This window comes from Oscillospiraceae bacterium (assembly GCA_025758045.1).
Lineage (GTDB): Bacteria > Bacillota > Clostridia > Oscillospirales > Ruminococcaceae > Gemmiger.
Genome location: CP107208.1, coordinates 2,928,122 through 2,954,669, shown reverse-complemented (window position 1 = coordinate 2,954,669; position 26,548 = coordinate 2,928,122). Strand labels below are relative to the sequence as shown.

The following is a 26,548-nucleotide window of genomic DNA, read 5'->3' as shown; positions in this document are numbered from 1 at the left end:
CTGCGTGCGGGAAACATCCTACCATGCCGTAATTGCCGAGATGACGGTCCGCTCGCTGTGGGAAACACAGAACGTGATGGACTGCATCCCGGACGAGCTGTGGCAGCGGCTGTACGGCGGTGCGCCGTTGTGGCAGCATTTGTACCACGCGTTGCACAGCCTTGACCAGTGGTTCATCAACCCCAAAGCCACCGATTTTGTGGAGCCGCCCATCCACACGCCCCATTTGCAGGACCTGGCGATCTACCCCTCGGCCTGCGTGGACCGCGCCCAGATGGACGAGTATTTTTACACGATCAAGGCCAAGCTGTCCATGTATCTGACCTCGCTGCACGACGAGGATCTGCTGCAGCGGCCCGAAAACTGCGAATGGACGCGGTTTACACTGATTCTATCGCAGTATCGCCATCTGCACACCCATCTGGGGATGCTGATGGGCTTCATCGTGGCCGAGACCGGCCTGTGCCCCCGCACGCTGGAAGTGGGGGAGCCGTTCCCACAGCCGCCCTACGACCCCTACCGTGCGCCCTGATTTAGAAAATCCCGGAAAGGACCCCTTATGAAATACGCCATTTTGCACCCGGCTGCGCTGCTTTTGCCGCTGGCCCTGCTGACCGGCTGCGCCCGCACGCCGGATATGACCCCTGTGTGGCAAGAAACACTGCCCGGCAGCGGCGCCAAAGCCACGCTGTCCAACTGCACCTTGCAGGACGAAAGGGAAGTAGACTATATCTATAGCCGCGGGGATCAGGATTGGAAGACCCGCCCGGCGCTTTTCACTACCGCCAGCCCGGTGCTGACGCTGACCGGCGTGACCGCCGACCAGATAGAGCTGCGCTTCTCTGAGGAGATCGCTGACCTATACTTAGGCTACGACCGCGTGATGCCCCAGCCCAAGCTGGACTACATTTTTACCGAGACCGCCGACGGCGCCCTGCAATACCAGCTGGACACCGTGTACAATTACGAGTTCATCATCACTACCGAGACCGGCACTGATGATTTTTTGGTGATTTGTGAGCAGGAATAAGCCCGGATGATGAAAAAACGAACGGTAGATATACACTGTAAAGGGGCTAAACGCCGTGACAAACCCATCCGGTAAGCGGGAATGGACCGCAGAAGAAGTAAGGCGCGATCCTTGCGGTAGTGTTGGGAATCATGTTATTGCTGAAATAGCAGAGCGGCAAGCAATGAAATCGTAATTTGTGGAGGAAACGTATGAAATACTTATATTTGCATGGATTGGGGCAAAATGCCGACAGTTGGAACAAGGTGACAAGCGCAACAGAAGTGTCGGAAAATAGCGCATGCTTGGATTTAGCAGAAATGATCAAAGGAAAAGTAGCAACATATTCCGCTCTCTACTCTGCTTTTTCAGAAATGTGTAACGCGGAAAATGAAGATATCATATTATGTGGTCTCTCTTTGGGCAGTGTATTGGCACTAAACTATGCGATAGACTATCCCCAAAAAGTAAAGGCACTGGTTTTGATTGCAGCGCAGTATAAGATGCCTGCGAGATTATTAAAGCTGCAAAATGCGCTGTTTCATTTTATGCCGCAGTCAATGTTTCAACAAACCGGATTTGGAAAACTCGATTTTATAAGTCTGTGTAGTACCATGGCAGAACTTGATTTTAGCGATTCGTTGAACCAAATCTCCTGCCCCGCATTGGTCGTTTGTGGAGAAAAAGACAAAGCTAACAAAAAAGCGTCAATCGAACTTGCAGATATTCTGAAGTGTTCCCAATTCAAGGAAATTTCGGAAACAGGTCATGAAGTAAATTTGGAGTCCCCAGAAAAATTAGCATCCTTATTGCGGGAGTTTTATATAAGTATCTGACAACTTCCAGTTTACAAAGCACAAGGCCTCCCTTACATAAAGGGAGGCTTTGTTTATACGATGGGGAACTGCGCAAAATCCGTTGTCACTTTTTCTCCGCCATCTCAATGGTCGTGGTCGGGAAGGCAAAGTCACATCCGTCTTTGTGCACCACATCCATAATTTGCAGGTTCAGCCGGTTCTTGGCCTGCAAAAAGTCGGCCAGGCGGGTGGTGGTGACATACATACGGCAGCGCAGGTCGATGCTATAGGCATTAAACGTATCCACCGTCACGGTCACTTTATCAGCCAGCACCGCCGGGTCGTTCTGCAAAACCGCCGTCAGGTCACGGCACAGCACTTCCAGCGTTTCCCGCGGGGTATCGTAGGTCACGCCTACGGTAAAATCCCATAGGCGGCTTTTGCGCTGGTCGCAGTTGCAGATGTACTCCGAGGCGACTTTCGAATTTTCGATCGACACCACCACGTTATCCAGCGTGCGGAACTTGGTGGAGCGGAAGGAAATATCCTCCACCGTGCCCTCCAGACTGCCCAGCACGATGTAATCCCCAATTCCAAAGGGATGCTCCAGCACCAGCGCCACACCGGCAATGAGGTTCGATAGGGTGGACTGCGCCGCAAGCGAGATGGCGATGCCGGCAACGCCGGCGCCGGTCAGCAGACCGGTGACCGGCACGCCCATGGTGTCCAGCATGGCGATGCCCGCAAACAGCAACACCAGCGCGCGGAAGATATTCTCAAAAAAGCGGGCCATCGTCTGGTTGGTGGCAAGGTCCAGATGGTTCTGGGCACTGCGCAGCAGCAAACGGCACATGGGGGCCGACCGCCACGCGCCCAGCGCAAGAAAATAAATGTTCAGCAGGGTAGAGAGCGTACCCAAAAAGTCTGCCACCGTCGCATGCTTCTGCACAAGGGGCAGCAGCCCCACCGCCGCAAAAAGCAGCGTCTGGCGCAGTGCCCAGGCCAGCGGCTTTAAGTAACTCTCTGTCAAAATGCAAAGCCACTCGGGCAGATGTTTTTGCAGCCGGTGCAAAAAGCCGCCGCCCACATGGTAAAACACAAAGGGCAGTACCAGGGCCAGCAGCAAAAAGATCCCGCTGGGGATAAGTTCTCCGATTTCAATGGCAAAAGCAGATGCAGGCATACGCGGCACCTCCTGTGTTTTTTTCATAAGGCAACACCGCACAATTCCCGCCTAACGGCTTAAGCACCGCTCCGGCGGCTGCGGCACGGCAACTGCGTTGCCAAAATGCTCGATAATACACAAAGTATTATCTGCGCTTTTGGCTTAGCAGCTGCCGCACCTCGCTCGCCGTATCGGCACTTAGAATTATGCGGTATTGCCATAAGGTAAAAGTATTATACCACACCCCCTTGCAATTTGTAAAACCTGTGCTATAATAATGCCCAGAAAGTCTGTTTCAGGGCGGGGTGCAATTCCCCACCGGCGGTAAGCAGTATCCTGCAAGCCCGCGACCGGCTGCGTAGCAGCCGCTGACCCGGTGTGATTCCGGGGCCGACGGTATAGTCCGGATGAAAGAAACGGAAAGCTGTTTGCTATGCCTTTTCCAACGCCCTGCTGCCATTTTCCGCAGCAGGGCGTTTTACTTTAGCAAAAGCCTCCCGCAGAATTTATCGAAAAAACAGCTTTCATAACTACTTTTTTACGGGAGGCATTTTATTATGCAAAACTCTACCAGCAAAGTCCGCGTTCTTACGGGTACCGCTATGCTTGGCGCTGTGGCCGCCGTGCTCATGTACCTGGAATTTCCCATCCCCATCATGCCCGCTTTCGTCAAGCTGGATGTGTCGGAGCTGCCCGCGCTGATCGCCAGCTTCGCCTATGGGCCGGTCTCGGGCATCCTCGTCTGCCTCATCAAAAACCTCATCAAGCTGCCCAGCACCAGCACCGCCGCGGTAGGCGAGCTGTTCAACTTCGTGATGGGCGCACTCTTCGTCGGTGTGGCGGGCCTTATCTACAAGCGCAACAAGACCCGCAAGGGCGCCATCGTCGGCGCACTGCTGGGCGCGCTGGTTATGGCGGTCGTCTCGGTGCCGTACAACTACTTCATCGTTTACCCGGCTTATGTGGTCATGTATCATCTGCCGCTGGATGCCATCATCGGCATGTACCAGGCCATCAACCCCAATGTCAATGGCCTGCTTGCCTGCCTGCTGGTGTTTAACCTGCCCTTTACCTTCGTGAAAGGTGCACTGGATGCGGTGCTCTGCTTCTTGGTCTATAAGCCGCTTTCGCCCATCCTGCACGGCCGCAAATAAGTACACAGGCCGCAAAATGTCCTACTTTTGCGCAAATTGGCTGGTGTGTACCACGCTTTATCGTTGACTTTGCCCAAAAGCTATGGTAAACTATCCACATAACAACAGAATAGCAACTTATCAAGAGCGGCTGAGGGAACAGGCCCGATGAAGCCCGGCAACCTGCATGCAAATGCAAGGTGCCAAGTCCTGCGGGAAACCGAAAGATAAGCGTTTGGCGCGCGGTCTTTTGGCTGTGCGCCTTTTTTGTTTCTCACGGTTGCGTTTCTGCCGAATTTTATAAGGAGGCTTTTCCCCAATGTCCAAATTTCTCTTCACGTCCGAGTCTGTAACCGAGGGGCATCCCGACAAGATCTGCGATCAGATCTCTGATGCCATCCTGGACGCCATTCTCGAGAAAGACCCCGGTGCCCGCGTAGCCTGTGAGACCACCTGCTCCACCGGCCTTGTCCACATCATGGGCGAGATCACCACCGATTGCTATGTTGACATCCCCGGTGTGGCCCGCGACGTCATCCGTTCCATCGGCTATGACCGCGCCAAGTACGGCTTCGACTGCGACACCTGCGGCGTCATCACCAACATCGATGGCCAGAGCCCCGACATCGCCCTGGGCACCAACGATGATGTTGCCGGTGCAGGCGACCAGGGCATGATGTTCGGCTATGCCTGCGATGAGACCCCCGAACTGATGCCCCTGCCCATCAGCCTGGCCCACAAGCTGGCCAAGCGACTGACCGAGGTCCGCAAGAACGGTACCCTCGACTACCTGCGCCCGGACGGCAAGAGCCAGGTCACCGTTGAGTATAACGACGGCAAGCCTGTGCGCATCGACGCTGTGGTCATCTCCAGCCAGCACAGCCCCAAGGTCAGCCAGGAACAGCTGCACGAGGACATCCTCAACGAGGTCATCAAAAAGGTCATCCCCGCCGAGCTGCTTGACGAGAACACCAAGTACTACATCAACCCCACCGGCCGCTTTGTTGTGGGCGGCCCGCAGGGTGATACCGGCCTGACCGGCCGCAAGATCATCGTCGATACCTACGGCGGCTACTCCCGCCACGGCGGCGGTGCTTTCAGCGGCAAGGACCCCAGCAAGGTCGACCGTTCAGCCGCCTACGCTGCACGCTGGGTCGCCAAAAACGTTGTTGCTGCCGGCCTTGCCAAGAAGTGCGAAGTCGAGCTGGCCTACGCCATCGGCGTTGCCAAGCCGGTCTCCATCATGGTGGATACTTTCGGTACCGGCGTTGTAGCCGACGAGAAGATCGAGGCCGCTGTGGAGAAGGTCTTTGATCTGACCCCCGCCGCCATCATCCGCGATCTGGACCTGCGCAAGCCCATCTACCGCCAGCTGGCTGCCTACGGCCACATGGGCCGCGAGGACCTGGGCGTGAAGTGGGAAAACACCGACCGCGTGGATGCCCTGAAAGCCGCTTTGGCCTAAGCATCTTATCTGCAAAATTTCAACCATCAAATACGACAAAAAGCACGGGCTTGTCCCGTGCTTTTTCTGTTTGCCAAAAGGGGCTTGTTGGGGTATAATAAAAATATTGTGGTAGTGTGCCGAAATGCAGCCCGCTGCCAACACCAAAAGGGGAGGTGACCGCCGCGTGGAAAACCAACCGCAGGACCGGCTGATGAAGCTGGAAGGCGTTGTGGAACACATGATCTACGAAAACACCGAAACCGGCTACGCCGTGTTTGAAGTGGACGCCGGCGGCACCGACGTCATCGTGGCCGGCAATGTGGGCAGTGTGGATAACGGCATGAGTGTCACCGTCTACGGCCGCATGGTCAACCACCCCAGCTATGGGGAGCAGTTCAAGGCCGAGACCTGCGAGGCCAGCCTGCCCCAGGATACCACCGCGCTGTTAAGCTACCTTTCCAGCGGCGTACTGCCCTATATCGGCCCCTCCACAGCCAAAAAGATCGTGTCTATGTTTGGTGAGGATACGTTAAACGTCATCTCCGAGACACCGCAGAGTCTCTGCCGCATCAAGGGCATCACGCCGGAAAAGGCCGCCGCCATCTCCAACGAGTTCCGCCGCATGTACGGTGTGCGGGAGGTGGTGGCCTGGTTCACCAAATACGGTCTTTCTGCCCAGCAGGCGGTCACGGCGTACCGCGCCTTCGGCCCCCACACGGTGGAGGCGCTGACCCAGAACCCCTACCTGCTTTGTGGTGACCCGCTGCAATTAAAGTTTGCCCAGGTGGACGGTATCGCCGCCGCCTTACAGTTTGATTCCGGTAGCCGACTGCGGGTGGCGGCGGGGCTGTTGTACGCCCTGCGCCACAACGCCAACAACGGCCACACCTGTTTGCCGCGGGCCAAACTCTTAGACTCCACCGCCAAGTTCCTGCGGGTGGAACCTGCCAGCATTGAGGCAGGGCTGGACGAACTCCTCTCCACCGAGGACCTGCGCACCCGCACCTACCAAAACATCGAATACATCTACCTGCCGGATCTGCTTTCGGCCGAAGAAGACATCGCCGCCCGCCTGGGCCAGCTCTCCACCTTCCCGACCGAGCCGCCCAAAACGCTGGAGACCGACATCCGTGTGTTGGAAATGACCCAGGGCTTCGAGTACGCACCTTTGCAGAAAGAGGCCATCCGCTTAGCCCTTTCCAGCCGGGTCATGGTGCTCACCGGCGGCCCCGGTACCGGCAAGACCACCACGGTCAACGCCATTTTGAGTTTGTACGAGGCCCTGTATGACCGTGTCGCCCTCTGCGCCCCCACGGGCCGCGCCGCCAAGCGGCTGAGCGAGCTGACCCACCACAGCGCTTCCACCATCCATCGCCTGCTGGAAGTGGACTACACCACCGGCAGCGTGCGGTTCATCCATAACGAGAAAAACCTGTTAAAATACGATGTCATCATCCTCGACGAGATGAGCATGGTGGACGTCAAGCTGTTTCAGGCATTGCTGGCGGCGGCGCGGTATCACTGCCGTATCATTATGGTAGGCGATGCCGACCAGCTGCCCAGCGTCGGTCCCGGCAACATTCTAGGCGAGATCTTGCGCACGGGCGTCGTGCCCACTGTTCGCCTGACCGACATCTTCCGTCAGGCGCAGCAAAGTCTGATCGTGCAGAACGCCCACCGCATTGTCGAAGGGCAGATGCCCCAAAAAGGCGGGCCGAAGGACGACTTTTTTATGATCGAGTCCACCGGCCTTGCCTGCCAGAAGCTGGTCTGTGACCTGGTCAGCAGCCGCCTGCCCAAGGCCTACGGGTTCGACCCGGTCAAGGATATTCAGGTGCTTTGCCCGACCAAAGTCGGCCCCACCGGCAGTGTGGAGCTGAACCGACGCTTGCAGGAGATCCTCAACCCGCCCATGCGCGGCAAACCGCAGATCGGCACCGAGAAAAACGCAAAAATTCTGCGTCTGGGCGATAAGGTTATGCAGATCAAAAACGACTACGACATCACCTATGAGCGCGACGGCGCCGAGGCCGGGGTAGGCGCCTACAACGGCGACCTGGGTATCATCACCGCTGTTGACCCGGACGCCCGCGCCGTCACCGTCATGATGGACGACCGCAAGTACGTCTACTCGGCTGACCAATTGGCCGAGCTGGAACCCGCCTACGCCGTTACGGTCCACAAAAGCCAGGGCTCGGAGTTCCCGGCGGTCATCCTGCCGGTGGCCGATGTGCCCGCCCGCCTTTGCTACCGCAACCTTTTATATACCGGCGTCACCCGCGCCCGCAAGTTGTGCGTGCTGACCGGCACCGCCCGCACCGAGGAAGCCATGGTGCGCAATGTGCGCCAGAACATGCGCTACAGCGGCCTGCGCTTTTTGCTGGCCGACGCCGCTGCACCCACCGCCGAAAAGTACAAAGCAGGGGATGACCAGGCATGAACCACCCGGATTGGAGGCTGCTGGCCGAAAAGGCCGCGCTGTATCTCTACCCGCGCCGCTGCCCGTTCTGCGGTGCAGTGCTGGGCTGCGATGCTGTGCAGGGCACGGTCTGCCCGGCCTGCTTTGAGGCTGCCGACAAACGCCTTGTGCATCTGCCGCCCCGCCTGCCGGAGACCGAACATGCCTTTTACGCCCTGAACAGCGCCGTCGCAGCCTACTATTACAGCGGCGAGGTCCGCCATGCGATTTTGGCCTGCAAGCGCGGCGGGGAACTGTGGCGTGCCCGGGAGTTGGCCGACCGCATGGCCGTACTGATCTGGGGCGCCATGCCGTCCCACACACCGGGCCGCCGCCCGGCAGCTCTGGCTCCGGTGGGAATGCCCCGTTACCACTACATTGTGCCGGTCCCGCCGCGGGAGCCGCTGCCCGGCACCGCCGGTATGCCGCTTTTGCTGGCCCGGCGGCTGGGCATACTAATGCAGACCCCGGTGCTTGCGCCGCTGTACAGTACAAAGCCTTTACAGCCTCAAAAGGAGCTGACCCGCGCGGAGCGCCTGGCCAACAAAAAGGATGCCTACGCCTGCCGCCCCGGCACCGACCTGAGCGGCAAGCGGGTGCTGCTGGTGGACGACATCATCACCACCGGCGCAACGGTCTCGGCCTGTGCGCTGGCCTTACAGCAGGCCGGAGCCTACGAAATCACCGCAGCCGCCGTGGCTGCCACCGAAGAACTGCCGAAATCCCTGCAGAAATCTACGGAGAAACGCAAATGAAGCAATATGACATCGGTATTGATTTGGGAACTACTTCCATTATCATAGCTACCGAAGAACAGGGCGTCGTCTTCCGCCAGCCGACCATCGGCGCGGTGGATACCCGCACCAATACCATCATTGCGGTGGGGGACGAAGCCCTGCAGATGGTGGGCCGTGCGCCCGCCTACATCGACCTTGTGCGCCCCCTGCGGGACGGCGTCATCCAGGACCATCGCATGACCAATGAGCTCATCGTCCGCTTTGTCAACGAGGTCTGCCGTTCCCGCATCTTCAAACCCCGCATCGCGGTCTGCGTGCCCGCGCAGATTACCGGCGTCGAGGCTGACGCCGTGGTCGAGTCGGTCATGGGGGCCGGGGCCAAGCAGGTCTTTCTGGTGGACGAGCCGGTAGCCGCTGCCCTGGGGGCCGGTTTGCAGATTCGCGAACCCCACGGCTGCATGGTCGTGGACATCGGCGGCGGCTCCACCGACATTGCCGTCATCAGCATGGGTGGCCGTGTAAAAGCCGCCAGCGTGCCGGTGGCAGGCAACGCCTTTGACCGCTGCATTGCCCAGTATGTGCAGGAAAAATTCCAGATCGCCATCGGTCCGCTGACGGCAGAAGCCCTGAAAAAGCAGGTGGCCTGCTGCACCAAAAGCGAGTTTGAGGGCGTGATGGAAGTGCGCGGCCACTCCTGGGAGACGAACTTGCCCGCCCGCCACGTCATCTACACCCGCGACCTGTACGAGCCGGTGCAGGAGCTTGCCTCCCGCATTGCCGCCGCGGCCCGCGCCGTGCTGGAAAGCACCCCGCCGGAACTGGCGGCGGACGTCTCCTCGTCGGGCGTGCTGCTCACCGGCGGCGGTTCGCTGCTGCGGGGTTTAGCCAGCTATATCGCTGGGGAACTGCATGTGGATGTGGCCATCGCCCCAGACCCGCTCAACTGCGTAGCCCGCGGTACGGCCATCAGTTTGAGCGAGGGCTGCTACCTTACCGCCGGATTCCGCGATGCCACCCCCAAAGCCTGGCACAAGCGCCTGCAAAATAACCACGACCCCTTTGCCGGGGAATGACCAGAAAGGGAAAAACTCCATGCCCGATCTTACCAGTGAATATCTCGCCCTGCGCGATCAATATATCGAAGCCCGCTTTACCAAACTGAACCCCATGCAGCGCCAGGCCGTCTTTACCACCGAAGGCCCACTGCTGATTTTGGCGGGTGCCGGTTCCGGCAAGACCACCGTGCTGGTCAACCGCATCGCCAACATCATCCGCTTTGGCTCGGCCCACGGCAGCAAAGAGCTGGCCCGCCCCGTCACCGAGCAGGATCTCAACGACCTGCGCACTGCCGTGGCCACCGGCCGCGACCTGCCGCGCGAAACGGCCTATCTCGCCGTGCGCCCGGCCCGCCCCTGGAACGTGCTGGCCATCACCTTTACCAACAAGGCGGCAGGGGAGTTGAAAGAACGTCTGCGCGCCATGCTGGGCGCGACCCTCGGCGGCGACGTCTTTGCGTCCACCTTCCACTCGGCCTGCGTACGTTTCCTGCGCCGGGATGCCGAGCGCATCGGCTTCCCCAAAAGCTTCACCATCTACGATTCCGATGACCAGCAGCGCGTCATCAAGCAGATCTACAAGGATCTGATGATCGACGACAAATTCCTGCCGGTTAAGTCAGCTGTCAGCCAGATCAGCTCCTTTAAAGATAAGCTGCTCTCGGCCGAGGATATTGCCTCGGAGGCCCCCCGCGACACCAAGGCGGCGCTCATCTCCAAAATCTACACCACCTACGCCGCCCGGCTGAAAAAGGCGGGCGCGATGGACTTCGACGACCTGATCTACCACACCGTCAAGCTGCTGCAAAACGATGAGGAAGCCCGCCGCTACTATCAGGATAAGTTCAAGTACGTAGTTGTGGACGAGTATCAGGACACCAGCATTGCCCAGTTTAACCTTGTGCGCCTGCTGGCGGGCGGCTCCAACAATGTCTGCGTTGTCGGTGATGACGACCAGTCCATCTACAAGTTCCGCGGCGCCACCATCGAGAACATCCTCAACTTTGAGCAGGTTTTCAAGGGGGCCAAGACCATCCGCCTGGAACAGAACTACCGTTCCACTTCCAACATCCTCAATGCCGCCAACAGCGTCATCAAAAACAACGCAGGCCGCAAGGGCAAGACTCTGTGGACCCAGAACGGCAACGGCGAAAAGGTCCACCACTACACCGCCTCCAACGAGCAGGACGAAGCCAGCCATCTGGCCGACATCATCGGCGAGCATCTGCGGGAGGGTGCCCACCTGCGGGACCACGCCGTGCTCTACCGCATGAATGCCCAGTCCAACCCCATCGAAACCTACTTCGCCCGCGCGGGCATCCCGTACCGCATCGTGGGCGGCCAGCGCTTCTTTGACCGCAAGGAAGTCAAGGACATCAACTCCTACCTGGCCGTCATCGTCAACCCGCGGGACGATGTGCGCCTGCGCCGCATCATCAATGAACCCGCCCGTAAGATCGGTGCCACCACCATAGAAAAGATCGGCGACCTGGCCGCCAAAAACGGTGTGCCCATGCTGGAGATCATCGGCCATGTGCGGGAATACCCCGAACTGCAGCGTGCCGCCGCCCCGCTGGAAAAATTCTATGAGATATACCGCGAGCTGTGCGACCTCTCGGTCACGCTGCCGCTGGATGAATTCGCCGGCGAGGTCGTGAAAAAATCCGGCTACGAGGCTATGCTGAAAGCCCAGAAAGAGGAAGGCCAGACCCGCCTTGAGAACCTGGGCCAGCTCATCAGCTCGGTCAAGACCTACGTCGACCAGAACGGCGAGGACGCGACCCTGGCAGGTTTCCTCGAGGAAGTCGCCCTGATCTCCGACCTGGACAGCTATGACCAGGACGCCGACAGCGTCACGATGATGACCATCCACTCCGCCAAGGGCCTGGAGTTCCCCTACGTCTTTGTTGTGGGTATGGAAGACGGTGTTTTTCCCGGCGACATGGCCCGCTATAATGAAGAGGACATGGAAGAGGAGCGCCGCCTTTGCTACGTGGCTATCACCCGCGCCAAAAAGGAACTGTACCTTTCCTCCTCCCGCAGCCGCCTGATCTTCGGCCAGACCCGCCGCAACCCGCCGTCCACCTTCCTGTCTGAAATCGACTCCGACCTGCTGGATGAGACCCAAAGCCCCGAGCTGGCCTACAGCGGCGGTGGGTTCGGCGCCGGTTACGGCAGTTACAGCACCAACGTGCCCGGCGGGCGCAGCGGCTACTCCGGCGCATCCCGCGGCTACCTCAACAGCGAGTATAACGCCCGCCCCCGCGGCGGTTTTGGCGGCGGTTACAGCAGCGGCTTTGCCAGCGGCGGACACGAAAGCCCCAACTATTCCGGCGGCCGCCACAATGTGCAATCCACCGGCTTTGGCACCGGCTATGGTCGCAGCAATAACCCCCACCACGCCACCCCGGCGGGGGCTGGCACCTCCACGCTGGCAGGCACGCCGTCCGCCACGCCCAAAAAGAAAGAGGCCGTCAGCTACGCCCCCGGTGACCTTGTTGAGCACCGCGTGTTTGGCAAGGGCAAGGTCATCAAGGCTACCCCCATCGCAGGCGACTGCATCGTTGAGATCCAGTTCGACCGCGTGGGTGTAAAAAAGACGATGGCCAACTACGCTCCGCTGAAAAAACTGACCGAGGAATAAGGACTATCATAAAAGGAAGAAGAAATCATGCTGGTTGAACTGATCGCCCATACCAACGACCCCGAGCGCACCATAGCAGCCGCAGCCAAGCTCTGCTACTCTGACGCGCATATCGATACTTTGCTGGAGGGCCTGACCCCCGAGAAGACCGCCGCCTTTTTGCAGAAACTTTCCGATGTCGGCCATGCCAGCCCCATTGAGCACGCCAGCTTCACCTTCGGCATCGAGGGCGTGTCCCGCACCTTCCTGGCGCAGGTCACCCGCCACCGCATCGGCAGCTTCAGCGTGCAGAGCCAGCGCTATGTCCGGCTCGAAGATTTCCGCTATGTCATCCCGCCGGAGATCGAGGCCATCCCCGAAGCCAAGGCCCAGTTCATCGCTTCGATGAACGACGACGCAAAAAAATACCTCGAGCTCGTCCACACGCTGGAGGACGCCCACACCGCCAAGTTCGTGGCCCAGGGCATGGATGAAAAGGCCGCACGGGCCAAGGCCTCCAAGCAGGCCAACGAGGACGCCCGCTTTGTGCTGCCCAACGCCTGCGAGACCAAGATGGTCATGACGATGAACTGCCGCAGCCTGCAAAACTTCTTCAACCTGCGCTGCTGCAACCGCGCCCAGTGGGAGATCCGCGCTGTGGCCGACGAAATGCTCAAACTCGTGCTGCCGCTGGCCCCGCATATCTTTGCCGCGGCAGGCCCACGCTGCCTGACCGGCCCCTGCCCGGAGGGCCGCATGTGCTGCGGCAAACAGGCCGAAGTACGGGAAAAATATGCTGCACTCAAAAAGGAGGCACTCCCGAATGGGTAAACTCATCATTTTTGAAGGTCTGGACGGCTCCGGCAAGGGCACCCAGACCAAGTTGACCGCGGACCACCTGCGCCAGCGCGGCGCGGACCTGCGCCAGATCACCTTCCCGAATTACGAGAGCAATTCCTCGGCCCTCGTCAAAATGTACCTGGCAGGGGAGTTTGGCGAGCATCCCGACGATGTCAACGCCTACGCGGCCTCCAGCTTTTACGCCGTCGATCGCTTTGCCAGCTACAAGACCGACTGGGGCGAGTTCTACCGCGAGGGCGGTTTAGTCCTGTCCGACCGGTACACCACCTCCAACGCGGTACACCAGTGCTCCAAACTGCCGCCGATGCACTGGGACGGATTTTTGAACTGGCTGTTCGATTTCGAGTACAAGAAGATCGGCATCCCGACCCCGGATGAGGTCATCTATCTGGCTGTCGACCCCGAGGTCTCCCAGCGGCTGCTGACCGAACGCTACCAGGGCCACGAGGAGAAAAAGGACATCCAGGAGAAGGACCGGGAGTATATCGCCCGCAGCCGTGCCGCCGCCGAGTACTGCGCCCGCACTTTGGGCTGGAAACGCATCGAGTGCACCGAGCCGGTGGCCCCGGACAGTGAAGAGCGTCGGATGCGCACGATTGAAAGCATCAATGATGAGATCCTCAAGGAACTGGAAAAGGTCCTTTAAATTGCGCGCAAAGGAACTGCGCGGAAAGGGGAGAAGCCTATGCTGCGGATCGCCGCCGCAGAAGATCTTACCGCATTGACCCGGCTGCGCCGCGCCGCCACCGGTGATTCCGCCGAGGACGCCGCCGGCTGGCTGCAGCGGGTGGCAGGGCTGGAAAACATCCTGCTGCTGGAAAAGCCCGGTGCGCCGCCCGCCCTGATGCTGGCCGCTGTGCCGGTGCATTACGCCCACCGCAAGGGCATCTGGTTCACCGGCCTGGCGGCGGACAAAGGCGTCCCGGCGGACAAACTGCTGCCCAAACTGTTGGAGGGCGCCCTGCGCGCCTTTGCCGAGAACGGCTGCGATTTCGCCGTGATGACGCCGGACACCGCCGCTGATGCCTCCCACCTGGCGGACCTCGGCTTTAAAAACCTGCTGCCGCTGCGGGTGGTGAGCAAACCCATCCGCCGCAACCTGCTGGCCCAGGCCCAGTTCGACAGCCTGACCGTGCGCCACCTGATGGAGCGCCGCCTGCGCTGCCAGCCCGGCTGCATCACTCTGCCGGAGACTGCCATGAACGAGATGATGACTCAGCTGTACCGCCGCGGCCTGACCGTTGTGTCCGACCGGCGCGGCTACGGTCTCTATTACACCAAAGGCGATACTTTGCAGTTTATTGAATTGCAGGCCGATAACGACCACTGCGCTGACCAACTGCTGCAGGCTGCCCGGGAAAAGACCGGCGCCGAAAACGCCCGCGTGCTGCTGGCCGAAAACCAGACGCTCTACCTGGGGGCCGGGCGGCGCTGCGGGTATGGCATGATCGCCTTTTTGCACGGAGAATTCCCGGTGACCGATGTGTATTTCCGCATGCTGCTGTAACGGCAGATAAACGCTGACCGCCTATAACAGGATTACAAAACAGAAAAGAGAAAGCTTATGAAAATCAGCCGTACCAGCGGGGAGACCCCGCAGAACGCCCCCGCGCCGCAGCCCAAGACTCAGCCTACTCCGGCCCCGGCCCCCAAGCCCCGCCGCAAGCCGAAACCCGAGCCGGAATATGAGGAAGATGACGACGAGGAAGAAGAGGAACATCGCCGCCATTTCCCCGTGGGCTGCCTGATCGTTATCATCATCCTGGCGCTGGTGGGCTTTGGTGCCTATAAAGGCATGCAGTTCTACAGCGAGATCGACGGCGGCACCGACCTGGGTGCCGAGCAGACCGTCTCCATCGAACAGGGCTCTTCCGTCAGCAGCATTGCCACCCAGCTGAAGGATGCGGGCATCATCCAGTATGATTGGCTCTTTAAACAATACGCCAAATACAGCGGCAAGGCCGACGGCATCCAGTACGGCGACTTTACGCTGCGCTCTGGCATGAGCTACAACGACATTATCAAGACTCTCTCCGAGGTCGTGCGCCGCGCCACCACCAACGTCACCATCCCCGAGGGTACTACCGCTGTCGGCGTGGCCCAGATCTTTGTGGATGCCGGGCTGGTGGACGATGTGGACACCTTCCTCAACTGCGCCAACGGCACCGACGGCTCCGATTTCAGCCAGTATGATTTCTGGAACCAGATCCCCGATAACGGCCGCCTGATGAAGTGCGAAGGTTATCTCTACCCCGAAACTTACAACGTCTACACGGACGAAGACGTCTACTACTACGTCGATACCATGTACAGCGAGTTCGCCAGCAAGACCGCCGCCCTGGCCGATACCATCGCCGCCAAGGGCACCACGCTCGACGACGTGGTCAAGTTGGCCAGCTTCATTCAGGAGGAGGCCGGTCTCGAGAGTGAGGATGCCAAGGTCAGCGCCTGCTTCCACAACCGTCTTGAGTCCGACGACCCGCAGTGGGCCGAGCATAAGCTGGAATCCAACGCCTGCAGCTATATCATGCGGGACAGCGAGAACAACTACCTCTGGAACTCTCCCACGGCCCAGTACTACGGCTGGCCGGATCAGGGCGCCATCCCCGACGATGTGCTGGCCCTGTACGACACCTATTCCATCAGCGGCCTGCCCGCCGGCCCCATCTCCAACCCCGGTTACGCTGCCATCGAGGCTGCGCTGAATCCTGACCAGGAGTATATCGACGAGGGCTACTACTTCTTCGTCACCGGCCACCCCGGCACTGATGTTGCCGGCCAGTACTTCTACGCCAAGACGGCCGACGAGCACTACCAGAACTGCGTTAAGGCCGGTTGGGCCTGATCCAGTTTGTAAACGGAGGAATACCCATGCTGCAACAGCCTGAACTGCTGGCCCCAGCCGGCAGCCTGGAAACTTTGAAATACGCCGTCATGTACGGCGCGGACGCTGTCTACTGCGCTCTGCCGGAATTCGGCATGCGGGCCGCCCCGGTCAACCTGACGGTGGGCGAGCTGCACGAGGGCTGCATCTTCGCCCACGCCCGCGGCAAAAAGGTCTATCTGACGCTGAACACCCTGCCCACCAACGAGGAGCTGAACAAGCTGCCCCAGTATATCCAGAATGCCGCCGAGGCCGGCGTCGATGCCTTTATCATTGCCGACCTGGGTGTGCTGGCGCTGGCCAAAAAATACGCTCCCCAGGTGGAGCGCCATGTCTCCACCCAGGCGGGCATCACCAACTACGAGGCCGCCAAGGTATGCTACGAACTGGGCGCCAAGCGCGTGGTGCTGGCCCGTGAACTGCCCCTGACCGAGATCGCTCTCATCCGCGATAACTGCCCTGCTGACCTGGAACTGGAAGCTTTCGTTCACGGTGCCATGTGCATGAGCGTCTCCGGCCGGTGCCTGCTGTCCAGCTATATGGCAGGCCGCAGCGGCAACCGGGGTGAGTGCGCCCAGCCCTGCCGCTGGAAGTATAACCTGGTCGAGGAGCACCGCCCCGGCCAGTATATGGAGATCGGTGAGAGCGAGGACAACGGCAGCTATATCCTGAACGCCAACGACCTTTGCACCGCGCCGTTCATCGACCTGATCTGCAAGGCAGGCGTGGACAGCCTGAAGATCGAGGGACGCGCCAAGACGTTTTACTATGTTGCGTCTGTCACCAGCGCCTACCGCCGCGCACTGGATGCCTACCTGCGCGACCCCTACAATGATGACTTTGAGCTGCCCGATGATGTCATCGAGGAGCTGAACCGTACCAGCCACCGCCACTATTCGCCGGGCTTCTACTTCGGCAAGGAGCAGGCCCAGCAGACCCCCAGCCACACCTATGTGCGGGACTGGGACTTCATCGGCACGGTGGACGGCTGGGACAAGGGCGTAGCCCACTGCACCCAGCGCGGCAAGTTCAACCTGGGGGATTCCATCGAGGTGTTGCAGCCTGACGGCAGTGTCGTCACCCTGACCCCGGAGTGGATCAAGAACGCCGAGGGCGAGCGCGTCGACGCCACCCCGCACCCGATGATGCAGTATACCATCCCCTGCGCCACCCCGCTGATGCCCTACAGCCTGCTGCGCATGCGCAAGCCGGAATAAAAAGGGCGGCCCTGTATGTAGGGGTCGATGCTTGTCATCCGCCCCTACACCAAACCGTGTACCCATAAAAAGGCACCGCCTACGGAAGCGCTCCGTCTGCGGTGCTTTTCTGCTATTTTATTTGTTATTCCAAAACCATTCCAACTCCGCCCGCAATTCCTCGGCACTGCCCACGGCCCTTAGCCCATCCCAATGGGGCGGCATCAAACGCCGGGTATCAGGCGCTAAAAAGCGGTCGTCGATCAGCAGTACCACACCCTTATCCTCCGGCGTGCGGATGACCCGCCCGGCGGCCTGCAAGACCTTGTTCATGCCGGGGAAACGGTAAGCATAGTCAAACCCGGAGCCGCGCGTCTCCTCAAAGTGGGCGCGCAGCTGCTCCTGCCGGGGACCGACCTGGGGCAGACCGGGGCTTACGATGGCTGCGCCGATCAGCCGCTCTCCGGCCAGGTCTACGCCCTCGCCAAACACGCCGCCCAGCACTGCAAAGCCCAGCAGGGTACGCCCGGGTGCGGCGGTAAATTGCGCTAAAAAGTCCGCGCGGCTGGCTTCATCCATGGCGGTATCCTGCCGCAGGGTCTCCACCTCCGGGTGAGCAGTGCAGAACACCTCCCGCACCTGCTCCAGATAGCTGTAACTGGGGAAGAACGCCAGGTAATTCCCGGCGCGGGCACACACCATCTCGTACAGCAGCGCGGCGATCTTTTCCACGCTGTCCGCCCGGTCCTTGTACCGGGTGCTGATGTTCCGCGCACACCACAGCCCTAAATTTTCCGCAGGAAAGGGGCTGCGCAGGGCCACGGCCCGCGCCTTAGGCACACCACACAGGTCCTTGTAGTACCCGGCAGGGCTTAACGTGGCGCTGAACAGCACCGCCGCGCGGCCCTTGGCAAAATCCGCCTGCAAAAATTCATGCGGGTCCAGGCAAAGCATGCTCACACGCACTTCGCTGCCGTAGGCAGATACCTGTAAAACAAAATGCTCGTCAAAGGTATCGGCCACTCGCAGCCAGCCGCGCACATCAAAAAATAACTGCAGCAGGGCTTCGTGGGTTTCGTCGGGGTCGCGGTGTTCGTCCAGCCAAATTTCCAAAGGCTCACAAAGTTTCTGTAAGGCGCGGTCAAAAGCATCAGCGCGTTCCCGCACAAAAAAGGTGCGGCCCTCGGCTTCCTCACAGCGATGCCGCCACTCGATAAACAGATTGTTGATCTTGGTCAGCGCATTTTTCAGGCTGCTTTTGCCCTTGCCCAGCCGCTTGCGGGCGTCAAAAAAGGCGCTTTTGCAAAGGCTGGCACTGTGCATGTCCCGGGCACGGCCGGGCAGGTTGTGGGCCTCGTCCACCAAAAACAGGTAGTCGCCCCGGCTCTCAAAAAAGCGCGCCAGATGCACCACCGGGTCAAACAGGTAGTTGTAATCGCCGATGACCACATCGCACCACAAACTCAAATCCAGTCCCAGCTCAAAGGGGCACACCCTATGCCTGCGTGCCAGTTCCCGCAGGGCGTCGGCGGTCAGGGTGGGCGTGTCCAGCCCATCCCACAGCGCCGTTTTCACCCGGTCGAAGTAGCCGTTGGCGTAGGGGCAGGCTTCGGGCGTACACTCGCGGCGGTCCTGCAAACAGATCTTATCTTTCGCGGTCAGCGTCACGCTGCGCAGCTTTAAGCTGGCATCGTGGCCATGCAGCACAGCCACAGCGTTTTCGGCGGCAGCGCGGGTGGTGCCGCGGGCCGTCAGGTAAAACACCGGCCCGCCGTCTTCCAGCGCTTTCAGGGCAGGGAACAGCACGCTCATTGTCTTGCCAATGCCGGTGGGGGCCTGGCACAGCAGCTGCCCGCCCTCGCAGCAGGTCTTGTATACGGCCCCGATCATCGCCCGCTGGCCGGGCCGGTAGCCCGCAAAGGGAAATGTCAGCGCCTGCAAACTGGCGCGTCTGTCCCGCTGCCAGGCTGCTGCCCGCCGCGCCCAGGGGGCGTACTGGGTCAGCAGCCCCTGCACGATGTCCTGCAAGGCTTCAGCAGTATAATCGTGGGTAAAGTTGAACTCCAACTCCTCGTCCACCTGGTAGTAGGTCAGCCGCACCCGCATGGCAGGCAGATCGTTTTGCAGGGCGTATATGGCCGCATAGCACTGCGCCTGGGCCCAGTGCTCGGGACTCTGCTCGCCGGTGATGAACTCCGGCGGCAGGGTGGTGGTCTTGATCTCGTCGATGGTCCGCATGCCGTCGCGGTCGGTAAACAGGCCGTCGGCGCGGCCCTCTAAAGTGTAGGTGATGCCCTCGCAGCCAAACTCCTGCCGCAGGGCCGCTTCGGCCTCGTAATCCGGGTATTCCTTTACGGCGGCGCGCTGCAATTTGCGGTGCAGGCGTGCGCCCTCGTTGGCGCGGTCAAAGCCGGTAAAGCGGCTGTCGATGCTGCCGCTGCGCAAAAGAAACTCCACCAGCCGCCGGATGGGCAGGGTAAGCGCTAGGGATTCTGTCTCCGGCATGGGTGGCATCTCCTTTATAAGTTAGTAGGTGTGGTCACACACCTGGGTGATTTTCTCCCGCAGGGCTACGAAATCGCCAAACACCGCGGGCTTGTTTACGGGGTAGCGCAGCAGGGCGGCGGGGTGGTAGGTGCCCATAAATAAGGTGCCCTGCTTGTCAAAAAACTTGCCGTGTTCCCGGGTGATCAAAAACTCCGGCCCGATCATCTGCTGTGCGGCGATGCGCCCCAGACAGACCACGATGCGCGGCTGCAAGATCTGGAACTGCTGGCGCAGCCAGGGGATGCACGCCTTGGACTCTTCCGGCAGCGGGTCGCGGTTTTGCGGCGGGCGGCACTTTACAATGTTGGCAATGTACACGTTCTTCTCACGGCTTAAATCAATGGCCTCAAGATAATGGTCCAGCAGCTGGCCGCTGCGGCCCACAAAGGGCAGGCCCTGCTCGTCCTCGCTGGCGCCGGGACCTTCGCCTACAAACAGCACCTCGGCATTGGGCACGCCCTGGCCGAACACCACGTTGGTGCGCGTCTGGCACAGGCCGCAGCGCTGGCAGGCGAGACATTCCTGCTGCAAAGTTTGCAGATCCATAAAAAACACCTCAATCTGTATGGCACGCCCCCAAAGCCGCCCATACTTATGTATAAAGAAAAGGGGATAAAATACCATGGAAATCACACTGCGCATCCTCTGCCTGCTGGTGGGTTACCTGCTGGGCAGTTTCCTCACGGCAGAATGTATCGCCCGCCGCCTAACTGGCCGCAGCGCCCGTGATCTGGGCAGCGGCAACCCCGGCATGGCCAACATCATGGCGACCTTGGGCAAAGGCCCTGGCTTTGCCGTATTGGCTGGCGACGTAGCCAAAACCGTGCTGGCCTGCGGGCTGTGCTGGCTGCTGGCAGGCCCTGTGCTGGGGCATACAGCGCTGCTGTACGCCGGGGCGGGGGCCATCTCAGGCCACAACTGCAGCCTGTGGCATAAGGGATGGGGCGGCAAGGGCGTGGCCGTTACCTGTACCTGGCTGATCTTATACCTGCCCGTCACCGGGGCATTGTGCTGCCTGGCAGGGGGGCTGGCTGTGCTGGGACTGGGCTACCTGCCGCTGGGGGCGGTGCTCATCCCCACGCTGGCAGTGCCCATCGCCTGGGTGCAGTATGGGCCCGAGAGCGGCATCATCCTGCTGTTGGCCGCGGCTATGATGTTTTGGCGGCACAAAAATGGATTGCACAGAATTTTTTTAGGGCAGGAAAAACAATTTTTCCGCCCCAAAAGCTGAGAATATCATACCACGGCAGGGCAAAAAAAGCAATTCTGCGCAGAAAAACAAACGGAGAAACGGCAAAAAATAAAAAGATTGAAAAAATCCGAAAAAAATTCAAAAAAAGTGTTGACATTTAGGCATTTGCCCGCTATAATAATTGACGTTGCAGCCGCCACGGCAAGCGCCACGGGGTTCAACAAGCTGGGTATGGCCCGGTAGTTCAGTTGGTTAGAACGCTAGCCTGTCACGCTAGAGGTCGTCAGTTCGAGCCTGATTCGGGTCGCCATTTGCTGCTATAGCTCAGTTGGTAGAGCGCATCCTTGGTAAGGATGAGGTCAGCAGTTCAAATCTGCTTAGCAGCTCCAGCTTAACGCCCGCAATGCCATTTCGCACTGCGGGCGTTTTACATAGGGGCATAGCTCAGTTGGTAGAGCAGCGGTCTCCAAAACCGCGTGCCGAGGGTTCGAATCCTTCTACCCCTGCCAAAAACCGCGTATCGAAAGGTACGCGGTTTTTTGTTTGTGCAGGGCAACACTGCACAACTCCCAAGCGCCGCTCCATCGGCTGCGCCACACCATCTGCGCTGCAAAAAGGCTCGGTAATACACAAAGTATTACCTGCGCTTTTGCTTGGCGGTTGGTATGGCTCGCTCGCCGTATCGGCACTTAGAGTTATGCGATGCTGCCCAAAGTGTAACAATTTTATAAAAGGGATACTCAAACGCAAAAAAGTATGCTATAATGCTACTATCTAATACTGGTGCTGTGCGCCTTTGTACATTTAAAAATGGGCGGCCTGCCGCAAACCGGGCCGCGTTTTATAAGGAGGTCACCATAACCGATGAGCCGTAAACGATCTGAGGAAAAAACCGGTCTCAGCCCCATCCAGCGCAAGGCCTGCGTGGTCATGGCGTTCTGCGTGCTGGCCGTGGTGCTTAGCTTTTTGGTATCGTGGATACTGCCGGCAAAGCTGGGCCTGTTTGGCGAGTCTGATCTGTATGATCCCACCCAGTACCCGCTGGATACCAGCCTCGGCTCCATCCTGGGGCAGGAGAGTGCCCAGGGCAACTACATCAACGATACCGTCTTTGTGGGCGGCACCCAGGCGGTGTCCATGTCCAAAGACAGCAGCATCACCTTAAACCAGTACGCCGGCAAGGATGGGCTGAAAGTCTCCCAGGTGCTGCGTGAGACCTGCGTCAACTTCGCCGACGACGCCAACAGCTACACCATCCCACAGGCCATCGCCAAGATGAAGCCCCTGCACGTCTACGTCATGGTGGGCAGCGATGATCTGGACGGTTCTGTCAGCGTGGACGAGTTCGTCAACGACTACAAGCAGATCTTGCAAAGCATCAAGTCGGCCTACTCCGCCTGCGACGTGGTGGCCTGCGCCATTGCGCCCGTCTCCAAAGACGCCGCCGACGCCGCCCAGAAGCAGACCTACATTGACCAGTACAACCAGCAGCTGGCTGTCGCCTGCAACGATATGGGCTTCAAGTACCTGAACCTGCCGGAAGTCATGAAGAACGACAAGGGCTACGCTGTGGACAGCTACGTGGATGCCTCCACCGGCGGCTTCTCCGGCTCCGGCGTCAACGTCGTGCTGGATTACATCAAGAACCACGCCCACAATGTGGAGGATACCCGCGGCGATCGCGGAGAGATCCCGCAGCGTGCGGCCTCGGCAGCAGGCAACGGCAGCAGCGCCACCCCGGCCCCGACCGCTACCCCCAATAAACTGACCGCCAGCTACCGTGTCGAGAACGGCAAGGGCACCCTGACCGGCAATAACCAGACCGGTGTTTCCAGTCTGGATCTTGAGGTTGCCAGCGGCACCCAGGTCAGCGTGACCGCCGTGCCTGCCGATGGCTACACCTTCTATAAGTGGAGCGACGGCGTCACCGATGCCACCCGTTACGACGTCATCAACAAGGACGTTTCAGTCACGGCTATGTTCAATGATTCCCGCGTCGAGCTGACGCTGGACAAGGGCGACAGCACCATCAAGAAGGGCGAGAGCATCTCCATCACCGCCACGGTCAAGCTGGGCGGCAAGGATTACAGTAACTCCAACGTCCAGTGGTCGGTCAACGACGAACTGGAACAGAACGGCGGCACCTTCACCTTCACCGGCTCCAACGCGGGCGAGTACACCATCAAGGCGGGCATCGAGATCAACGGTACCTTCTCCACCGCGCAGATCAAAGTCACCGTGCAGGCTGACCCGACCTCCGTCACCGTCAGTGGACCTGACACGGCCACGGTAGGCAACAAGGTGACCTTTACCGCCAATGTGCAGAACGCCAACGGCGATGTGCAGTGGAGCTGTGAGGAGACCAGCTGGAAAGCTACCGGCAATCAGGTGGAGTTTACCGCCAACGAGGCCGGCACCTACCATATCCACGCCGTCAACAATGGCGCCGATGCCGTCTTTACGCTGCACGTCAACGCCGCCCCCACGCCGACGCCGACGCCGACCACGAACCCCGACTCCGACTCGGACGACTAATAAACCAGAAACAGGAGAGTCATTTTAAAATGGCCATTTACACTTGCGTCCTTCTGGACGTTGACAACACTTTGCTGGACTTTGATGCGGCTGAGCGCCAGGCCCTGACCGATATGCTGGCCGAGTACGAGCTGCCCCATGACGCCCGCGCTTGTGAGATCTACCACGCCGTCAACCGCGAGCTGTGGGATGCGCTCGCCAAAGGCCAGCTGACCAAACCCAAGCTGTTCCAGCAGCGGTTCGGCCGCTTCATGAAAGCGATGGACCTGCCCGATAACGGCAAGGCTGTCCAGATGAATGACCGCTACGAGGAACTGCTTTCCACCCATGCCGACCTGCTTCCCGGTGCGCTGACCGCACTGGAGGAACTGAGCGAGGTCGCCACTCTGGCCATCGTCTCCAATGGCGCGGTCATGGTGCAGGAGGCCCGCATCCGGGATTCCGGCATTGAGCGCTACATGGACGGTGTCTATATCTCCGAGAAAGTCGGTGCGGCCAAACCTTCGGCCAAACTGTTTGAGCATGTCCTCAAGGACCTGGGCATCACCAACCGCAGCCGTGTGCTGATGGTGGGCGACGATCTGCTGGCTGACATCAAGGGCGGCCAGAACGCAGGCCTCGACACCTGCTGGTTCAACCTGAAAAACGAGGAAAACAAGTCGAACATCCACCCCAAATTTGAGATCGGCTCCTATGAGGATCTGTACAAGATCGTGATGGAGCCGGAGGAACTGGAAAACATCGGCGTGCGCAACCGCCGCCACAGCAATGAAGCATAAACTGCCCGGCGGCTTATGCAGTATGCCGCTGCCTTTCCCCAAGGGCAGCGGCAGCGTTGTGAAAAAACGCGAAATACCGCAAAAGAGGACACAATAGAGGAGAGGAAACACCCCCATGCTGTTGGAACTGCAAAACCTGGGCAAAAGCTTTGGCGAACATGAAGTTCTGAAGGACGTCAACGCCGGGGTCGAGCGCGGCGACCGCATCGGCATCATTGGCGCAAACGGCACCGGCAAAACCACGCTGCTGCGCATCCTGTGCGGCGAGAGCCTGCCCGATGCAGGCGATGCTGCCTTTGGCACCGGCGTGACCTGCGGTTATCTGGAGCAGAACGCCCGCCTGGCCCCCACGCTGGACATTTACGCCACGATGAAACTGGCCTTCGCCCCGGCTCTGGACGCCATGCAGAAGATGGACGACCTGCAGCGCCGCCTGGCTGCGGACCCGCATAACACAGCCCTGACCGAGGAAATCGCCCACTGCACCGCCATCGTGGATGCCATGGACGCTTATAATATGGACACCCAGATCAAAAAGGTGCTCAACGGTATGGGCTTCCCGGCGGATACCTGGGTCAAACTGGCGGGCGTCCTTTCCGGCGGTGAGCAGACTCGTCTGCGCCTGGCCCGTCTGCTGCTGGAGCGTCCTGACCTGCTGATCCTGGACGAGCCTACCAACCACCTGGACCTGGAAACCATGGAATGGCTGGAAAATTACCTCAAGACCTACCGCGGCGCGGTGCTGGTCGTCAGCCATGACCGCTATTTTTTGGACGCCGTCTGCACCCGCATCTGGGAGCTGCGCGGCAAGACCATCAAGACCTACCGCGGCAACTACTCGGCCTATCTGCCCCAGCGCGAAGCCGCCGACGAGCGCCAGCAAAAACTGCATGATGCCGCTGTGGAAAAGGCCGCCAAACTGCAGGACTACGTCGACCGCAACCTTGTGCGCGCCTCCACCACCAAGATGGCCCAGAGCCGCCGCAAGCAGCTGGAAAAGCTGGAGATCGTGGAAGCACCGACCGCCGAAGCCTACGAGTTGAACTTTCGCTTTGAGTACGACATCGAGCCCTATGACGAGCTGGTTATCATGAAAAACCTCACCGTCCGCATCGGGGAACGCACCCTCATCGATGCGCTGGACTACACGGTCCACCGCGGGGACAAGCTGGTCATCGCCGGCCCCAACGGCACCGGCAAGTCCACACTGCTGCAAGTGCTGGACGGCAAGCGCCGCCCCTCCGGCGGCATGGTTCGCCTAGGCAGCGGCGCCAAGCCTGGTGTCTTCACTCAGCAGCAGGCCAAGCGCGCCGGCAGGGTCATCGATGCCATCTGGAACCAGTACCCCCGCTTTACCGAACTGGAAGTCCGCAGCCACCTGGCTCGTTTCGGCTACCGGGGCGAGGAAGTGTTCAAGGATTGCGCCGCCCTCTCCGGCGGCGAACTGGCCCGCCTGCGCTTTGCCGAGCTGGCCCTCGAACGACCCAACCTGATGTTCCTGGACGAGCCTACCAACCACTTGGACATTTATATGCGCGAAAGCCTGACCCAGGCGTTGGCGGCCTACACCGGCACGCTGCTGCTGGTCACTCATGACCGCTACCTGATGCAGACCCTGGGCTGTCCGATCCTGTACCTTGAAGACGGCAAGGCAACCTTCTACCCGAACTTTGCTGCCCTGCAAAACCGCGATAACGGCAAGACCCAGGAACAGCAGAAAGCCGAGGACACAGTCAAAAAGCAGGCCTACGGCAAAGAGCAGCGCAAGCGCCGGGCCGAGGTCCGCGCCCGCATCAAAGCCGTGGAGAACCAGATCGAGGAACTGGGCGCGCACATCGTGGAACTGGAAAACGAGATCAACGACCCCGAGGTCCTGCGCGACCACCTGCTGCTGCGGGATAAGTGCGACGAACTGGACGACACCCGCTTCCACCAGCAGGAACTATACGACGAGTGGGAAAAGCTCGCCGAGGAGCAGGAAGCCTTCGAGGCCGAGGACGCATAACGCGCGCAGGGCGTACAGCCGTCCTTATACAAAAACTTAACCGTTCTGTAACTTGTATTCCGCCAAAAATGCGCTATACTATGTTTTTAGTATAATAGAAAAGTTAAAAAAAGAAAGTATAGAGA

The 26,548-nt window shown here is 59.7% G+C and carries 21 protein-coding genes, 3 tRNA genes and 2 riboswitches; of the genes, 21 read left to right on the top strand and 3 right to left on the bottom strand.

Annotated features, from left to right (window positions below; genetic code table 11):
* Positions 1-4 precede the first annotated feature (4 nt).
* The 3 genes from OGM81_13925 to OGM81_13915 all read left to right on the top strand — a co-directional run bounded on the left by OGM81_13925 (position 5) and on the right by OGM81_13915 (position 1,845).
* Positions 5-532 (top strand): hypothetical protein, encoded by a 528-nt coding sequence (locus OGM81_13925; protein UYJ43397.1) that lies wholly within the window; start codon positions 5-7, stop codon positions 530-532.
* Between the two features lie 27 nt (positions 533-559).
* Complete coding sequence (locus OGM81_13920; protein ID UYJ43396.1) at positions 560-1,030, top strand: hypothetical protein; 471 nt, start codon at positions 560-562, stop codon at positions 1,028-1,030.
* Between the two features lie 191 nt (positions 1,031-1,221).
* The gene (locus OGM81_13915; GenBank protein UYJ43395.1) at positions 1,222-1,845 is read left to right on the top strand and encodes an alpha/beta hydrolase; all 624 of its coding nucleotides are present in this window, start codon (positions 1,222-1,224) and stop codon (positions 1,843-1,845) included.
* A gap of 85 nt (positions 1,846-1,930) precedes the next feature.
* Here OGM81_13915 and OGM81_13910 read toward each other — a convergent pair whose 3' ends face one another.
* Complete coding sequence (locus OGM81_13910) at positions 1,931-2,989, bottom strand: mechanosensitive ion channel family protein (protein ID UYJ43394.1); 1,059 nt, start codon at positions 2,987-2,989, stop codon at positions 1,931-1,933.
* A gap of 269 nt (positions 2,990-3,258) precedes the next feature.
* A riboswitch (FMN riboswitch) is annotated at positions 3,259-3,394 on the top strand.
* Between the two features lie 134 nt (positions 3,395-3,528).
* On the opposite strand from OGM81_13910, the gene OGM81_13905 reads away from it, so the two are divergent.
* The 11 genes from OGM81_13905 to OGM81_13855 all read left to right on the top strand — a co-directional run bounded on the left by OGM81_13905 (position 3,529) and on the right by OGM81_13855 (position 17,386).
* Entirely contained in the window at positions 3,529-4,125 is a 597-nt protein-coding gene (locus OGM81_13905; GenBank protein ID UYJ43393.1) for an ECF transporter S component, read from the top strand.
* Positions 4,126-4,239: 114 nt separating this feature from the next.
* Positions 4,240-4,338, top strand: a riboswitch (SAM riboswitch).
* An 85-nt stretch (positions 4,339-4,423) separates the two neighbouring features.
* Entirely contained in the window at positions 4,424-5,569 is a 1,146-nt protein-coding gene (gene metK, locus OGM81_13900) for a methionine adenosyltransferase (GenBank protein UYJ43392.1), read from the top strand.
* 166 nt (positions 5,570-5,735) lie between these two features.
* On the top strand, positions 5,736-7,991 hold the full coding sequence (locus OGM81_13895) for an ATP-dependent RecD-like DNA helicase (protein ID UYJ43391.1): 2,256 nt from the start codon (positions 5,736-5,738) through the stop codon (positions 7,989-7,991).
* Positions 7,988-8,764, top strand: a complete 777-nt coding sequence (locus OGM81_13890; protein ID UYJ43390.1) for a phosphoribosyltransferase family protein — start codon at positions 7,988-7,990, stop codon at positions 8,762-8,764. Before OGM81_13895 ends, OGM81_13890 begins: the two co-directional genes overlap by 4 nt.
* On the top strand, positions 8,761-9,819 hold the full coding sequence (locus tag OGM81_13885) for a rod shape-determining protein (protein ID UYJ43389.1): 1,059 nt from the start codon (positions 8,761-8,763) through the stop codon (positions 9,817-9,819). Before OGM81_13890 ends, OGM81_13885 begins: the two co-directional genes overlap by 4 nt.
* A gap of 19 nt (positions 9,820-9,838) precedes the next feature.
* Entirely contained in the window at positions 9,839-12,445 is a 2,607-nt protein-coding gene (locus tag OGM81_13880; protein ID UYJ43388.1) for a UvrD-helicase domain-containing protein, read from the top strand.
* A 24-nt stretch (positions 12,446-12,469) separates the two neighbouring features.
* A complete protein-coding gene (gene thyX, locus OGM81_13875) occupies positions 12,470-13,255 on the top strand; it encodes an FAD-dependent thymidylate synthase (protein UYJ45014.1) in 786 nt (261 codons plus the stop codon).
* On the top strand, positions 13,248-13,931 hold the full coding sequence (locus tag OGM81_13870) for a thymidylate kinase (GenBank protein UYJ43387.1): 684 nt from the start codon (positions 13,248-13,250) through the stop codon (positions 13,929-13,931). Before thyX ends, OGM81_13870 begins: the two co-directional genes overlap by 8 nt.
* Positions 13,932-13,970: 39 nt before the next feature.
* On the top strand, positions 13,971-14,792 hold the full coding sequence (locus OGM81_13865) for a hypothetical protein (GenBank protein UYJ43386.1): 822 nt from the start codon (positions 13,971-13,973) through the stop codon (positions 14,790-14,792).
* Between the two features lie 57 nt (positions 14,793-14,849).
* Positions 14,850-16,130 (top strand): endolytic transglycosylase MltG, encoded by a 1,281-nt coding sequence (gene mltG / locus OGM81_13860; protein UYJ43385.1) that lies wholly within the window; start codon positions 14,850-14,852, stop codon positions 16,128-16,130.
* A 26-nt stretch (positions 16,131-16,156) separates the two neighbouring features.
* Positions 16,157-17,386, top strand: a complete 1,230-nt coding sequence (locus OGM81_13855) for a U32 family peptidase (GenBank protein ID UYJ43384.1) — start codon at positions 16,157-16,159, stop codon at positions 17,384-17,386.
* A 117-nt stretch (positions 17,387-17,503) separates the two neighbouring features.
* On the opposite strand, the gene OGM81_13850 is transcribed toward OGM81_13855, so the two are convergent.
* Together OGM81_13850 and OGM81_13845 are read right to left on the bottom strand one after the other, a co-directional pair.
* Entirely contained in the window at positions 17,504-19,870 is a 2,367-nt protein-coding gene (locus OGM81_13850) for a PD-(D/E)XK nuclease family protein (GenBank protein UYJ43383.1), read from the bottom strand.
* Between the two features lie 21 nt (positions 19,871-19,891).
* Positions 19,892-20,458: a uracil-DNA glycosylase gene (locus OGM81_13845; GenBank protein UYJ43382.1), complete on the bottom strand. Its 567-nt coding sequence runs from the start codon at positions 20,456-20,458 to the stop codon at positions 19,892-19,894.
* A gap of 76 nt (positions 20,459-20,534) precedes the next feature.
* Here OGM81_13845 and OGM81_13840 point away from each other — a divergent pair, with 76 nt between their 5' ends.
* The 7 genes from OGM81_13840 (at position 20,535) to OGM81_13810 (ending at position 26,423) form a co-directional block, all read left to right on the top strand.
* Entirely contained in the window at positions 20,535-21,143 is a 609-nt protein-coding gene (locus OGM81_13840; protein ID UYJ43381.1) for a glycerol-3-phosphate acyltransferase, read from the top strand.
* A 194-nt stretch (positions 21,144-21,337) separates the two neighbouring features.
* Positions 21,338-21,414 (top strand) — tRNA-Asp (locus OGM81_13835).
* A gap of 3 nt (positions 21,415-21,417) precedes the next feature.
* Positions 21,418-21,493, top strand: a tRNA-Thr gene (locus tag OGM81_13830).
* 44 nt (positions 21,494-21,537) lie between these two features.
* A tRNA-Trp gene (locus tag OGM81_13825) sits at positions 21,538-21,613 on the top strand.
* 355 nt (positions 21,614-21,968) lie between these two features.
* Positions 21,969-23,639: a GDSL-type esterase/lipase family protein gene (locus OGM81_13820; GenBank protein UYJ43380.1), complete on the top strand. Its 1,671-nt coding sequence runs from the start codon at positions 21,969-21,971 to the stop codon at positions 23,637-23,639.
* Positions 23,640-23,668: 29 nt separating this feature from the next.
* On the top strand, positions 23,669-24,418 hold the full coding sequence (locus tag OGM81_13815) for a YjjG family noncanonical pyrimidine nucleotidase (GenBank protein UYJ43379.1): 750 nt from the start codon (positions 23,669-23,671) through the stop codon (positions 24,416-24,418).
* Between the two features lie 115 nt (positions 24,419-24,533).
* Positions 24,534-26,423, top strand: a complete 1,890-nt coding sequence (locus tag OGM81_13810) for an ABC-F family ATP-binding cassette domain-containing protein (GenBank protein UYJ43378.1) — start codon at positions 24,534-24,536, stop codon at positions 26,421-26,423.
* The last annotated feature ends 125 nt before the right edge of the window (positions 26,424-26,548 follow it).